General features: G+C 33.3%; 7 protein-coding genes. 6 read left to right on the top strand and 1 reads right to left on the bottom strand.

Features of this window, described 5'->3' with window-relative positions:
- Position 1 precedes the first annotated feature (1 nt).
- From DG435_RS06655 to DG435_RS06635, 5 genes are all read left to right on the top strand, one after another.
- Positions 2-1,837, top strand: a complete 1,836-nt coding sequence (locus tag DG435_RS06655) for a sodium:solute symporter family protein (protein ID WP_106792213.1) — start codon at positions 2-4, stop codon at positions 1,835-1,837.
- Positions 1,834-2,928, top strand: coding sequence for an acyltransferase family protein (locus DG435_RS06650; protein ID WP_106792234.1), 1,095 nt, complete (start codon positions 1,834-1,836; stop codon positions 2,926-2,928). The genes DG435_RS06655 and DG435_RS06650 overlap by 4 nt, the downstream gene beginning before the upstream one ends.
- A gap of 360 nt (positions 2,929-3,288) precedes the next feature.
- Positions 3,289-5,520, top strand: a complete 2,232-nt coding sequence (locus tag DG435_RS06645; protein ID WP_106792214.1) for a response regulator — start codon at positions 3,289-3,291, stop codon at positions 5,518-5,520.
- 246 nt (positions 5,521-5,766) lie between these two features.
- Positions 5,767-8,442: a glycoside hydrolase family 19 protein gene (locus DG435_RS06640; protein WP_106792215.1), complete on the top strand. Its 2,676-nt coding sequence runs from the start codon at positions 5,767-5,769 to the stop codon at positions 8,440-8,442.
- Between the two features lie 91 nt (positions 8,443-8,533).
- Positions 8,534-11,146 (top strand): glycosyl hydrolase family 18 protein, encoded by a 2,613-nt coding sequence (locus DG435_RS06635; RefSeq protein ID WP_106792216.1) that lies wholly within the window; start codon positions 8,534-8,536, stop codon positions 11,144-11,146.
- Between the two features lie 356 nt (positions 11,147-11,502).
- On the opposite strand, the gene DG435_RS06630 is transcribed toward DG435_RS06635, so the two are convergent.
- Positions 11,503-12,213, bottom strand: a complete 711-nt coding sequence (locus tag DG435_RS06630) for a LytTR family DNA-binding domain-containing protein (protein ID WP_106792217.1) — start codon at positions 12,211-12,213, stop codon at positions 11,503-11,505.
- A gap of 340 nt (positions 12,214-12,553) precedes the next feature.
- On the opposite strand from DG435_RS06630, the gene DG435_RS06625 reads away from it, so the two are divergent.
- Positions 12,554-15,925 carry an Ig-like domain-containing protein gene (locus DG435_RS06625; RefSeq protein WP_106792218.1) on the top strand — a complete coding sequence of 1,124 codons (3,372 nt, stop codon included), beginning with the start codon at positions 12,554-12,556 and terminating at the stop codon, positions 15,923-15,925.
- Positions 15,926-16,067: the final 142 nt, after the last annotated feature.

Raw genomic sequence — 16,067 nt, 5'->3', positions numbered from 1 at the left:
AATGGTTTTAACAACATTGGACTACATAATCATAGCCTCATTTTTCTTAACCACACTTATTATCGGTGTTGTGGTATCTAAAAGATCTGGAAAAAATACAGCAGAGTATTTTTTGTCAGGACGTAATATGCCCTGGTGGTTACTTGGTTTTTCGATGGTAGCAACTACATTTTCTACCGACACTCCAAATTTAGTTACTGATATTGTAAGACAGGACGGTGTCGCCGGTAATTGGGTATGGTGGGCCTTTTTATTGACAGGTCTTCTAACCGTATTTGTATATGCCAAATTATGGCGTAAATCAAACGTTACGACAGATTTAGAGTTTTATACACTGAGGTATAGTGGTAAACCTGCTCGATTTTTAAGGGGATTTAGATCGATATATCTCGGAGTAGTATTTAATATAATTGCCATGGCTGCGGTAAACCTTGCTGCAATCAAAATAGGGCAAATTATGCTTGGACTTTCACCAATACAGACCGTTTTGATTGGTGGCGTGGTAACAGCTGCTTTTAGCTCTTTAGGAGGTTTTAGGGGGGTGATTTATACAGATTTTGTACTTTTCTTTGTTGCAATAGTAGGTGCTGTAGGAGCTTCTTATTATTTGGTTAATCTTCCTGAAGTGGGAGGGTTGAGCAATTTGGTCTCTCATCCAAATGTATCTGATAAACTTTCATTTTTCCCAGATTTTTCTAATACAGAAGCATTAATTGGGATTTTAATTATACCATTAGCAGTACAATGGTGGAGTTCATGGTATCCTGGTGCAGAACCAGGAGGTGGTGGATATATTGCGCAACGTATGCTTGCTGCAAAAAACGAAAACCATGCAATAGGTGCTACTTTCTTTTTTAATATTATGCATTATGCACTACGACCTTGGCCATGGATTTTGGTAGCATTAGCATCTTTAGTAATGTATCCAGATATCGCTAGTATTCAAGAGGCTTTTCCTAATGTTGAATCTAGTAAATTAGGACATGATTTGGCTTATTCGGCGATGTTAACAAAGCTTCCGGCTGGACTATTAGGACTTGTCTTAGCTTCTCTGGGTGCTGCATTTATGTCAACGTTATCTACACATCTTAATTGGGGATCATCTTATATCGTTAATGATTTCTATAAGCAACAAATTAAAAAAGATGCAAGTGAAAAAGAACTGGTGAATGTTGGACGAATTACTACTATAGTCCTTATGGTGACTAGTGCTGTATTTGCACTTTATCTTACCAATGCCAAGCAGCTTTTTGACATTATTTTAATGTTTGGAGCAGGAACAGGATTAGTATATATTTTACGCTGGTTTTGGTGGCGTATAAATGCATGGAGTGAGATATCTGTAATGTTCTCTGCGATGCTTATCCCATTAATTTTAACTTTTACACCTCTTGGTGACTCACTATTTGGATATACCAGCGATGCTGGAGAAATAATATCAGGAATTTTTCCTTCTTGGTTTAGATTTATAGCTATGGTGATTATAACTTCAATTGTTTGGATTGTGACAACTTATCTAACTAAACCAGAATCAAAAGAGACTTTACGATCTTTTTATAAAAGTATTCAACCCGGTGGACCAGGCTGGAAAAAAATTGTGGATGAAGCTGATGCCGAGGGAGTAGAAATAGTTGAATCTAATGAGAAATGGTCTGTACCTTCTGGAATTCTAGCAATGTTATTAGGTTGCGTATTAGTATATAGTTGTTTGTTTTCTGTAGGTAACTTGCTTTATGGAGAGTACGCCATGGCTGCAATTATAGGAGTATTAGCTGTAGTTTCTGGCTTCTTATTGGTGAGAGTTTGGAAATCAATAGGAAAGAATTTAATGTCGTGAGTGTAACTAAACGAATACAATCTGTTGATTTTTTAAGAGGGCTTACTATAATGCTTATGATTCTGGTAAATACACCAGGGGATTGGTCTTATGTATATACACCATTATTACATGCAGAGTGGAATGGCCTTACTTTGGCAGATTTTGTATTTCCTTTCTTTTTATTTATTGTTGGGATATCTATATCGTTTGTATACAAACATAAAAAAGGAGATAGGGTTATTTATAAGAAAATTGTAAAACGTAGTATAAAATTAGTAGCACTGGGATTACTTATCAATGTGTTTTTACCCTATTTTCCTTTTATTGAAACAGAATCCGTACGTCTCCCAGGAGTATTACAACGAATAGGAATTGTATTTTGCGTAGCATCTATATTGTATCTGAATTGTACTAGAAAACAGTTGATTTCTATTGCTGCTATTATTCTTATAGGCTATTGGGTATGGTTGACATATATTCCATTGCCTGATGGGGCCACTCCTATACTAGAAAGAGGCCCAAACAACTGGGCCAATTATCTGGATTATCTATTACTTAAAGGGCATATTTGGAAACCTGATTATGATCCTGAAGGAATTCTTAGTACGATACCGGCTATAGTAACCACAATTACGGGAATCGTTGTGGGCGAGATTTTAGTGAGTGCAACAAAACGGAAACTTGGTGTATTGACCATAATGGGAACATGTTTTATTCTTATAGGATATCTATGGAGTATTTTCTTCCCAATCAATAAAGTGTTGTGGAGTAGTAGTTTTGTACTAGTCACATCGGGCTATGCTACTTTGTTTTTAGTGTTATTTCATTATTTCATGGATTATAAAGAGCGTGATTTTGGTAGTCTTGTGAAATATGTAGGTGCTAATGCAATCATTATCTATTTCTCTTCTATGATACTTGCCAAATCTTTTTATTTAATTAAAATAGATTCACAAACCTCGGTACATCAATTTCTTTTTGAAACATTTTTTGTATACCCGTCGATTGGTAAACCATTATCTTCGTTTTTCTATGCATTGATTGTTGTTGGTTTTTATACGCTTTTAGCATATTTTTTATACAAGAAAAAGATATTTATTAAAGTCTAAAATTTCAATAAGAAAAATTACAAGATACTATAAAGGGTACTATAAGAAATTAAAATAATTCTTGTAGTACTTTTATTTAAAAAACATTTTTTAAAATTGATTATGTTAAAATTTTAAAAAATAAAGCTTATTTTTGTTAAAATTTTAATTGTAAATAGGCTTAATGCAAATCATAATACAAATAATTACCCCTTCTTGTTTTATATCTGCCTAATAAAAAAAGCTTAAGATTTGTTATTCATAAATTACAATTATCGAGGATAATGTGATTTTTAAATATGATCTAATGATATCTAAGTTGATTTTAAATACTAGGTAATAAAGTTGTACTCTAAGCTAAAAGATGAAACAAGACGTTTTATGAAAAGAAATGTATTCACCTCAATAATTCTTATTTCATTACTGATTTTATTTGCTAGTGCTAAAGAGGCTTATGATTTCTCTTCTGTACAGGAGGAGAATGTTTTAAAACAAAATTTAGATTCTATAGAATATTGGATAGATCATGATTATATAAGTAAGGCTCTTAGTATAATTGATGAAACTGAAAAATTAGCATTAGAGAGTGACAATAAAAAGCATATTGCTCGAGTCTATAGATTGCATAGTGGGTTGTATATATCTGTTCAGGATTTAAAAGGGTTCGAAACTTATCTAGAAAAAGCGACTATCTTACAAAAACAAGTACAAGATCAATATGGTGAAATGTACATAAATAACCTCTGGGGCTTATATCATAAAATAATATCAAAAGATAATAATAAAGCGATTTTTTTCTTAAAAAAAGCGATAGATGGAGCAGAAAAATATAAGTATGAGGAGCAAAGTATTGATATGCTGGTAAACTTAACTTCTATTTATTATCGAAATGCGGATTGGAAAAACTGTTATGAGGCCTCTCAAAAAGCTATTGAACTTGCAAAAAAATATCATAAAGATATAAGATTGATATATCTATATTATCGAATTGGCACGGCATGTTCAAAAACAAATAGATATGATGAAGCACTTATTTTTTTTAGAAAAGGAGAAGAGATTGCCAAAAAAGAAATAGACTCAGCAAAGACAAGTAATTATGCAAACCACACATTATATCTTGCAGGGATTGCAGATATATATGACCGAAAAAAGGAATATAAATTAGCTAATAATTATTATAAAGATTATATCCAAGAACAGGCAAAACAGAATAATATTTTTCTTGAAAAGTATGCTCAAGACATAAAAGGATACAAAGAACTTCAGTTAAAACAAAAGGATAATGAAAGGATTCTTGCAGAAAATAAGTACCAACAAGCTCAATTAAAGCTTAATGAATCTCTTTTGATATCTGGAATTGTGATTATAGTTATTCTGGTTCTTTTGGTCTTACTTCAATATAAAAATTCTAGATTAAAAACAGAGAATAACGTACTCTTACAACAGAAAAATCAAGAATTATTAAAGGCAAAAAATAGGGTAGAAGAAGCTTATAAACAGAAAACATTGTTTATCAATAATATTACTCATGAATTAAGAACCCCCCTTCATGCAATAAATGGCATTGCACATTTATTAGAGAATAAGGAATCTAATGAAAATCAGCGAAAAAAGCAGTTAAATATATTACAGTTTTCGGGGAAATATCTATTAAGATTTATTAATGATATTATAGAATTAAACAGATCTGACGAAGCATATAAAACTTCTTTAAAAAAACACCCTTTTGATCCTGTCAAGTTAGCTAATACAATTAAAGAATCTCTTAAATTCTTTATTATAGGAGAAAACAATAATGATTTTAATTTTTTATTAGATGACAAATTACCCAAGAAACTTTTGGGTGACTCTGATCATTTGTCAAGAATTGTTATTAGTATTCTTTCAAATACTTCTAGATACATAAATGGGGGTGTTATAGAGTTTTCGATGCAACATCTTTTTTCAAGAGAAAAGACAAGCACTATCTTATTTTCATTAAAGAGTAAAAATTTATATTTTTCTATGAGAAAGCAAGAAGAATTAAATAAAGCTTTTATAGAAAACGAATCCGCAATTTTCACTTCTTTATCAGATGAAAATAATCTACCTACTCTCGAATTAGTTATAGCTAATAAATTACTTCTTCAGTGTAATAGTAAACTGGATTTTATATCGGACGAAAAAGAAGGTGCAATTTTTAGTTTTCAAATACCTTTCGAACACATAGAGCAGAAAATAGGGCAAGCAGAATTTAACGGTGAAAAAAAGAAAGATGTAAAAATTTTGGTTGTCGAGGACAATAAGATTAATCAATTAATTACACGAAAAATCATAACTAATTTCGGTTATCATTGTGAAATTGCTTCAGATGGTTATGAAGCATTGAAAATGACAGAGAAAAATGGATATGATCTTATTTTTATGGATATAATGATGGAAGGGATTGATGGGTTTGAAACTACAAAAAGAATACGTAAATCGGATAAAAAAACTCCAATTATTGCCTTAACAGCTATTTCTGAATCAGAAAACAAAGAAAATTTTGTAAATGCAGGTATTACCAAAGTAATAAATAAACCCTTCGAACCCGTAACACTACTGGAACAAATTCAAAAAGTTATACCAAAATAATAAAACTATCTGGTTCTAATATCTCGAATTAATCAGTTCTTTTTTTCTTCAATAAATGAATAATTATAGAATTGTATAATTGATTAATCCAAAATTTCACTTATTGCCAATCTGATGGCTTTTGTGTGCTAAAAAGTGTTACTCGTATATTTTATTTCTTCAAAAGAACTTAAATACAGTACTTTATGATTAGGTTTTTAAAAAACTTAAAGAAAACCAACGACTTAACACAAATTAACCTTAACAATGACACACAAGCTCACTACTCCAAAAATCCATTGGATTTTATGCAGGAAATTATGGATAATGATTTTTACTGTATTACTTTTTGCTATTAATCCAACGTTTTCTAACGATGATAATACATATCCCAGGATATCAAAATCAGATTATTCTTTTACTCCGGATAAATCTTTGACCGTAAAACCATTATTTCAAGTTAATGATTTGATAAATAAAGACTTATGGGATACTTTGTTTCCGTACCGTTTTGGCGCCAAAGACACAGGAGGCGGTGTTTGGGTATTAGATCCTAAAGATGATTTTTATACTTTCGAATCTTTTATCGAGGCCATTAATAGAATGAGTAAAATTGAAGTGACCTTTGAGAGAAGATGTGGTACGAACGCTTATAGAGTTACACGTACTGATAAGACTACAGGTGTATCAAAAGTGATTCGAACCGATGTAGATTTTGATGCACCAAGAAATGTAGAAAAAGAAATTGTCATTAAAGAAGTAGATTATGGATCCTTTTTGGGAGAAGGAAATCTGGAAACCAGAAAAAGAGAGATTACCGCTTTTTTTGCTAATATCTCTCACGAGACTACCGGGGGGTGGTCAACTGCTCCGGGTGGACAGTTTTCTTGGGGTTTGCACTTTCGCGAAGAACCTACAGATGCTTCTTATGCTTCTCCAGATACAAATTATCCCCCAACTCCGGGAAAATCATATAAAGGAAGAGGACCAATACAGTTATCATACAATTATAACTACGGTCCTGCCAGTGAATTTATTTTTGGAGACAAACAAATACTCTTGGATAATCCGGAAAAAGTAATCGAAGATGCTGCTTTAGCTTTTCAGACTGCTATTTGGTTTTGGATGACACCTCAATATCCTAAGCCATCGGCTCATGATGTGATGGTGAACAAATGGACCCCTAATGAGTTGGATAAAACCAAAAATAGAATTCCAGGACTTGGGATGACTGTAAATATTATTAATGGAGGAGTAGAATGTGGGCAAGGTACAGAAAAACCTCAGGTAGTGGATAGAATAGGGTACTACCAAAGATTCACTGATATTTATAATATAGGAACCGATATGGATGGAGTTCATGATCTTTCTGATTGTGGATGTAAAGATATGTCTAAGTATGGTGGTGATGCTGCTGATCTTACAGCAGAACCCTGCGCACAAAAACCTCAGGTAACATTTGCTAGCCCGAAGAATAATCAAATGTTTGAGCAAACTACATTTTCGCCAATTTCGGTAAGCTTGTCTATAGACGAAAAAAACACAAAATTAGTAAGCGTTACTACATCTGTAGAAAATCAAACTTTTGATGGAGTAACATTCAGTTGGACACCATCTAGTTATACAAGTCACGTTTTAACCGCTAATGCTGTATTTGAAAATGGTATTACCGCAACTTCAACCATAAAGATTATTATTTGGGATGGAGTGAATATTGACTGTCAAGAAGTGCCCGAATGGAATGCTTCAAGAATTTATAAAGACAAGAACAACTATGTGAAGTACAATAACAAAGTCTATAAAAACAAATGGTATGCAGATAGTAGTAATATCCCAGGAAGTGATACCGTATGGGAGTTTGTAAAAGAATGTGGTGCTTCTAATGGAACTAACCCTGTAATAACATGGGAATCACCAGGTAATGGACAGGTCATAGAACAAAAAGAACTTACACCAATTACTTTAAAAGCCAGTGCTACAGATACCGATGGAACTGTTCAATCTTTTGTCTTTAAATATAACAATACTAGTATTAATCCTACCTCTTCAGGGAATAACTATACAGCTAGTTTTACGCCAACTGCATTTGGAGAAATTACGATTACAGCATCTGCTACAGATGATCAAAATAATACTTCAGAAAAAGCAATTTCTTTTACTGTGAAAGAAAAAACGACAGGAGGAAATAATAATGCTCCAGTTGTAAGTATAACTTCTCCGGGTGATAATACTTCTTTTGAAGCAGGAACTTCGATTCCTATCACGGTAAGTGCGTCTGACAATGATGGTACGATTACAAAAGTAACTTTTTTTAATAATGGAAATAAGATAGGAGAAAGCTTAAGTAGCCCTTATACATATACAATTACTAATGCAGTAGAAGGAAATTATGTATTAACAGCCGAAGCTACAGATGATGACGGTGCTTCTTCAACTTCTTCTTCAATTTCAGTTTCGGTTACTACGGTGGGTAATGGTAACTGTGCGAATGTACCTCAATATGTAGCAGGTACTTCTTATGGATTAAATGATGAAGTAGTAAATGAAGGAGAAAAATTTGAATGTAACATCCCGGGATGGTGCTCATCTGCTGCTGCTTGGGCATATGCACCTGGTACTGGAGCTCATTGGCAACTTGCCTGGACAAAAACAGGAACTTGTTCTAAAAGTAACTCTGAAATAACTTCAAATGATTACTCTGTTTTTCCTACTGTAACTCAGGATATTGTAAACTTTAGGATAAAAACAGATAATACATCCTGGATTAGGATTAATCTATACCACCTTTCTGGAAAATTAATAAGTACACAATCATTTAATGGAATCCAGACAAAGTCAGTAAAATCATTTACACACGATCTGTCAAATCTCAAAAACGGTCTTTATGTATTTAAAATTTACATAAATGACGACGTTTATTTTGAGAAAATCCTTAAAAATTAACTGCTAAGGAACTATTTCGGGTAGTTATTTACTAGTGACTTAACTACCCGATTATATATATACAAACTCGAATTAATTAATCACACTAATCATGAAAAATTATTATACATTTTTATTAATGTTTTTTTGTGCGCTGTATATTCAGGCACAATACAATTTCCCTACCTGTTCTACAGAATGGGATGCAAGTAAAGTTCCTTATACACAAGGGCAAGAAGTTTCTTATAATAATATTAATTATAAGTGTAAATACTATACCAGTGATGCTCCTGGAGCTGGTTCCTGGGAACTAATAGGACCATGTGGTGATGGAGGACTAGGACCAGACTATTCTGGTAAACAACGAATTATTGGGTATTTGCCTACCTGGGTTGCTGATTATGATATCAAAAATAAATTTAATCCAGAAGTAGTAACACATCTGAACATTTCTTTTTTAATGTTTAAACAGAATAATAACGATTATAATAGTTCAAACTTTGCTTCTATATCTTTTGATGAGTTTCAATCTAGAAAAGTAGATTCTGTTCTTAACGATTTAGGTGTTCTTCAAAAAGCTAAAGCCAAAGGAGTAAAAGTATCTGTTGCATTAGGTGGAGCTACAGATTATGCATTTCTATGGTTGATGAACAAATACCAAAACAATGATAGTAAACTAGATGAAATAGCAACATTGATTGCTAATTATGTTACTCAAAATGATCTGGACGGGGTTGATTTGGATATGGAATGCTGGTGGGCAGATCCAGCCATTAGTGGGACTTCAGATCAAGGAGGAAGAGTAAGAGGAAGCAAATGGGGAGATGCTGATAAAGGTCCTCACCCAGCAGGTGTTGGACTAAAAAAATTAAGTCAGAAACTAAGAGCTAAAATACCTAATAAATTAATTACAGCTGCCGTATTCGGAACATCTTGGTATGGAAATAACTATGATGATGGTATGGCAGACTATATGGATTGGATTGGTCTTATGTCTTATGATTTTACAGGATCATGGGATAAATCACCAGAAGGCCCTCATTCTTCTCTTTATAAAGTAGAACAAGGTACTTATCAAGGACAAACAGCAGATAATCCAATTTATTCTGCACAAGATGCATTAGAATATTGGATGGGGTTTGCTCCACCAGCCTGGAATCATGCTGGAGGATTTAATGTACCAAAAGCCAAATTAGCTTTTGGATTGCCCGTTTATGGCTATGATTTTTCTGAAAAGAAACCTAATGGAGGTAACGGAGCCAAATTTGTTCCTTATAAGGATATCATAAAAGATTTTGCTAATGCAGCTACAAGTTATGACCCTAAGGATCCTAAAAAGTTAAGAGGGTACATAGGAGAGAATGGGAAAAAAATATATTATAACACACCAAAATTAGCTGGAGAAAAAATAAAATATTCTAAGCAGTATGGGCATCAGGGGTTAATTATATGGGAACTTACACAAGATGTCGATTATAATTCGTCTTCAAGTATTCTTAAAGCTGTAAATGAGGCTGCAGGAAATACAGATCCTATAAACAATTCACCAACAGTAGTATGGGAAGCTCCCACAAATGAGCAAGTTATCGAATTAACCGAATTGTCTGCGATAGCATTGAAAGCTAGTGCAACAGATTCTGATGGAACCATTCAATCTTTTACGTTTAAGCATAACAATACTAACATTAGTGCTACAGCAAATGGAAGTAATTATACAGCCAGTTTTACTCCTGCAGCATTTGGTGAAGTAACGCTCATTGCTTCTGCAACAGATAATAAAAATGCAACTTCAGAAAAAACAATTGTCTTTACTGTAAAAGAAAAGGTAGTAGGAGGTAATACACCTCCATCAATAACTCTAATCGAACCAAAAGATTCAGATATTATAGAGCAAACAACACTGTCATCAATTCAGTTAAAAGCTACTGTAACAGATGATAATCAGGTTAGCTCTGTTAGGTTTATTGTAAATAATGTTGAAATTACTCCATCTGCAAATGGTACTCAATACGTTACAGATTGGACTCCTGGTGCTTTTGGTGATGTATCATATAAAATTACGGCTACAGATAATGAAGGATTATCTACAGAAACAGTTGTTATGTTTACTGTGAAAGAAAAAGTCATAGGAGGTAACTGTGATGGGATAGCTGCATGGAGATCTGATCAAATATATGCGACAGCGGGACAAAAAGTAAGTTATAACGGTAATCTCTATACCAATAAATGGTGGACACAAGGAGAGACTCCGGGAAGCAGTTCTGTATGGGGGTTTGTTTCTAGTTGTGGTGGAGGCTCTGGTAGTGGAGATTTTTGTGGATCTTCACAATGGGTAGCATCTATTGCTTATAATAGTGGAGATCAAATATACCATAGCCAAAAAATTTATAAAGCCAAATGGTGGACAGAAGGCGAAACTCCAGGTAGTAGTTCTGTTTGGGAATTTGTTTCAGATTGTGTCAATAATAATCCAAATATGTCTTCTGTTGCATTTCAAACATTGGTGGATGATGTTATAAAGTATAAGATAACAGTTCCAGAAGTATCATGGGTGAAAATTGATGTATATGATATCTATGGTAAATTAATGGATACAAAATCTTTAAAAGAGTATAGTGGAAGTAGAGATTTTACACAAGATTTATCTACTCTGAAAAGTGGAATTTATATCTATAAAATTAATATCGGTGGAGAGGTAATCACCAAAAAAATAATTAAAAAATAAATCCAAAAAAGCAGTTAAAGAATCTCAGAAATATATTGAATAATAGAAAATTGCCAAATAAAGGGTCTTGAAGCATTGATTGGCTAACACAAACTCAGCATTTTTTTTATCAGCGTATTCTAAGGCCCTGATTTGGCAGATTCATTGATTGTAATATAAACTCTAAAACCTCATTATTATGAAAACAACAGTTCGATTTATTGCAGATTTAGTTGGTGATAAAAATGAAGATTTAGCTAGAAAATATGATACTAAACGGTATACCGTTTAAAATTTTGTTTGTTATGTTGTGAATAGATGCTAGTCATTTATACATACTAAAGATCCGGGGTATATATCCCGGATCTTTTTTTTGCTTAAATGGTAACGCCATCTATGATTTTACCTTTAACCTTTTTTATATAGTTTCTTCCTATGGGAAGTGATTTATCAGCAATTTCGATACAGTTTTTATCAATGGCCTTAATTTTATTAATGGCGATAGTATATGATCTGTGGATTCTTATAAAAAGATACTCGGGCAGTAACCTGGTAATTGCAGATAGATTATAATGTGTTACATAATCTTTATGATTCGTTTTTATGATGACATAATCTTTAAGGCTTTTTATATATAAAATGTCTTCAAAATAAATTTTGATCATTTTTTTATCTACTTTAATAAAAATGTGATCTTCTAATTGAGATGAATGTGATAGCTTATTTATATTATTTAATGTTCTGGATATTTTATGTAAAGATTTTACTAACCTCTTCAATGAGATTGGTTTTATTAAATAATCTATAACTCCTAATTCAAACCCTTGTACAGCATAATCTTCATCAGACGAAGTTATAATAATTAAAGGAGGGTTGTCTATGCTTTTAATAAACTCTAACCCATTTACCATGGGCATGTAAATATCAACAAATATTAAATCAATTGTGTTTTTACGAATAAAATCAAATGCATCAACGGCATTATAGCAGCAGAAAACCACTTCAAAATGCTCAAAATATTCTAAGTGTTTTTTTAAAATATTGATAGCCAGAGGATCATCATCAATAAGTAAACATTTTACTTTCATTCTATAGGTTTTTTAGCAATTATTCTATGGTTAAATAGAGGTAGTTTATTCTTTTTTTTATTGAATAAATCATACTTTCTATTTGGGTATGTAACCAGATTTATTCTATTTTATTGTTTCTTTTTGTAAAGGCTTTTATAGAATAACCTCTTTTGCCTATAGAAATTATAGAATAGAATCAATTTGCATCTTATTCCTGTTTTCCTTCTGAAAATCTACAATTTTAAGTCATTCAGCTAATTAGTTTTTTTAAACCCTCAGTTATTTCTACTTTTTCATTGAAAACTACAACGTTTTCGTAAATAATAACACAAACCATTTATAACTAAAGGTAAAAATTATGAGAAAATTAAACCAAACTTTTAAGGCCTGGTGTTTTCAAAAATTGCATTTGAAAACGTCTTTGCTTTTGATCTTTATGTGCATTTCGAGCATTGCTTTTGCACAAGTGAACACAGGAGGGAGCGCTACGACTTCTAATCATCAGAAACAAGTTATTGGCTATATAACTAACTGGGATGCATGGAAAACCACTACAGCAGGAGTTCCTGCTCCGGGAGCTTTAACTCATCTTAATATTGATTATTCTAAATACACGATTCTTAACTATTCATTTTTTGGAGTAGCCAGAGATGGTTCATTACATAGTGGAGATCACAGAAATAAAAATATTTATCAGGATGGAGCAACACAAGCACCAGCAGATCTATTTTTTACAGATTTATATAGTAGCTGGGATTTACACCTCTTATTCGGGGAGTTAGAATATGTAAACTATGTAAATGCTGATATAAAAGCACGTGCAGAAGCTCAAGGCTTTCAAGTAGAAGTAGGGGCTAGTACATGGACACATCCTGTCTGGGGATTAAGTGGCGGATTGCCATTACCTCTTAAAAAAGAAAATGGAGCATTAGGATTATTAGATCTTGCCCACCAAAAAGGAGTAAAAGTAATGGCATCTATAGGTGGATGGAGTATGTGTAAACATTTCCCAGAAATGGCTGCCGATCCTGTAAAAAGAGCAAAGTTTATTGAAGACTGTAAAAGATTAATCAATATTGGTTTCGACGGGATTGATTTAGACTGGGAATATCCTGGGCCATTTTCAGGAATGAATTTTACAGGTAGTCAGGCAGATTTTGCGAATTTTGAATCTTTATTACAAGAAATTCGTAATGCTATAGGACCTTCAAAATTAATTACATCGGCTATGGCTGCAGATCCAAGAAAACTGGATGGATTTAATTGGTCTGGAGTAGCTGCTAATATGGATTATTTTAACATGATGACTTATGACTATAATGGTGGTTGGTCTAATAAAGCAGGACATAATGCACCAGTATATCCGTATACAGGAGCAGAAGTGCCTTTCTTTAACTGGCAATCTACATTAGAAAAACTTGTTGAAGTGGGTGTTCCTAAAAACAAAATATGTTTTGGAGCCCCATTCTACGGTAGGGGTGTAGTAACAGAAGGAACAGCTGATCTTAATGCAACAACAGTAAAACGATCAGAAACTGTACAACCCGATGGACCAATACAAACCGCTGCAGATTATACAAATTGGCCAAAAGAAGTGTATGATGGTACTCCTAATTACTTTTTTATCAAACAAAAAGCCTTATCTCCTAATAGTGGTTGGACCAGAAAATGGGATAATGAAGCTAAGGTTCCTTATTTGGTAAATGGTAAATACTTTTTAAGCTATGATGATGAAGAGTCTATTGCTATTAAAGCTCAATTTATTAATGATAATGGGCTTGCCGGAACTATAGTATGGACAGTTTATGGTGACTTGGAACTTGGAGGTACAGCTACTTCTTTTGGTAGAAAACTTAAAAGATGGTCAGATGTGAAATCTCCATTAGTTAACAAAATAAATGAAGTATTTGCCAATGGTGGTACAGGAGGAAATGTTTCTCCTACGGTTAGTATAACAGCACCAGCAAATAATTCTACTTTTGCCGAAGGTGCAACAATAGCTATAACGGCTAATGCATCTGATAGTGATGGAACGATCTCTAAAGTTGAATTCTATAATGGAACCACAAAATTAGGAGAAGATACTACATCACCATATGAGTATTCGTGGTCTAATGTTCCAGCCGGGAGTTATACAATAACGGCCAGAGCAACAGATAATGGTAATGCTAGCACGACTTCTTCTGCCGTTTCTGTATCTGTTGGTAATAGTACAAATACACCGCCAACAGTAAATATTACTTCACCTAATAATAATGATTCTTTTACAGCGGGAGTGTCAATAGCTATAACAGCTAATGCATCAGATAGTGATGGAACGATCTCTAAAGTCGAGTTTTATAATGGAACCACAAAGTTAGGAGAAGATACTAGCAGCCCATATGGCTATACAATTTCTAATGCATTAGCAGGTGATTATACATTAACTGCAAAAGCAACAGATAATGAAAATGCAACGACAACTTCTACTACTATTTCTATAACAGTTACTAGTGATACAGGGGGATGTGCAAATATACCACAATATGCTGCGGGTACTTCATATAGCAAAGATCAGGAAGTACAAAACGAAGGCGGAAAATTTAAATGTAATGTTCCGGGATGGTGTTCTTCTGCAGCAGCTTGGGCATATGCACCAGGTACTGGAGCTCACTGGCAAGATGCCTGGTCAAAAACAGGTGATTGTAGTGGCGGGACTCCTAATACCAGTCCTACTGTAAGTATTACTTCGCCAAGCGATAATAGCTCGTTTCAAGAAGGAGTATCTGTAACAATAACTGCTAATGCAGCAGATGCAGATGGTACAGTATCTAAAGTTGAATTTTATAACGGTAGTACAAAACTAGGAGAAGATACTTCTAGCCCTTATGAATATGTTTGGCAAAATGTTTCTGCAGGAAATTATGTGCTAACTGCTAAAGCAACTGATAATCAAGGAGCATCGACCACATCTTCTGTAATAAACATTACGGTTAATGGGACTAATAACTCTCCTCCAACGGTTGCAATTACTTCTCCAAATAATAATGATTCTTTTAATGAAGGAGCTTCAGTTTCTATCACTGCAAATGCTTCTGATAGTGACGGAACTATTTCTAAAGTTGAATTTTATAATGGAGCTACAAAATTAGGAGAAGATACTAGTAGTCCTTATGCATATACAATTTCTAACGCATCTGTAGGAAATTATACATTGACGGCTAAAGCTACTGATAATGGTGGAGCTACTTCAACTTCTTCTGTGATATCAATTTCAGTAACTACAGTAGGAAATGGTAATTGTGAAGGATTACCACAATATACTGCAGGTACTTCTTATAGCAAAGATCAGGAAGTGCAAAATGAAGGCGAAAAGTTTAAATGTAATGTTCCAGGATGGTGCTCTTCAGCAGCAGGATGGGCTTATGCACCTGGTACAGGAGCTCATTGGCAATTAGCTTGGTCTAAAACAGGAGACTGTGCAGTAAGAAATTCTGCGGTTAGAGTATTTCCGAATCCTACTGAAAATGGTATCATAAATGTGATGATAAATTCTGGAAAGTCTAACTCTAATTTTAGATTTGAAGTACATTCCCTTAGCGGAGCTACATTATTAGATTTTGAAAATAATGTGATGAATGGACGGAATGGTAAAACATTCAATATCAGTTCTTTAAAATCTGGCCTGTATTTGTATACGATTACTATAGGAAATGAAAAGGAATATGGTAAGATGAAAGTATCAAATTAATTTAAAATAGTTTTTGAAACCATAAAAGGGAGTTTCTTCTACCCTTTTATGGTTACTATTAAGAATCTTATTATATAAATTACGATTACAGATTTTTTGATGGGTTGAATAGAATACTATTTATCAACCCATTGTGCGTATT

Origin of the sequence: Aquimarina sp. Aq78 (assembly GCF_900299525.1) — a bacterium.
Classification (GTDB): domain Bacteria; phylum Bacteroidota; class Bacteroidia; order Flavobacteriales; family Flavobacteriaceae; genus Aquimarina.
The sequence above is the reverse complement of the archived record's forward strand: the minus strand, read 5'-3'. Positions and strand labels throughout refer to the sequence as shown.

Excerpts from the sequence above, each read along its gene's own strand:
- DG435_RS06655 (WP_106792213.1), top strand. The coding sequence starts at position 2 with ATGGTTTTAACAACATTGGACTACATAATCATAGCCTCATTTTTCTTA.
- DG435_RS06645 (WP_106792214.1), top strand. The coding sequence starts at position 3,289 with ATGAAAAGAAATGTATTCACCTCAATAATTCTTATTTCATTACTGATT.
- DG435_RS06640 (WP_106792215.1), top strand. The coding sequence starts at position 5,767 with ATGACACACAAGCTCACTACTCCAAAAATCCATTGGATTTTATGCAGG.
- DG435_RS06635 (WP_106792216.1), top strand. The coding sequence starts at position 8,534 with ATGAAAAATTATTATACATTTTTATTAATGTTTTTTTGTGCGCTGTAT.
- DG435_RS06630 (WP_106792217.1), bottom strand. The coding sequence starts at position 12,213 with ATGAAAGTAAAATGTTTACTTATTGATGATGATCCTCTGGCTATCAAT.
- DG435_RS06625 (WP_106792218.1), top strand. The coding sequence starts at position 12,554 with ATGAGAAAATTAAACCAAACTTTTAAGGCCTGGTGTTTTCAAAAATTG.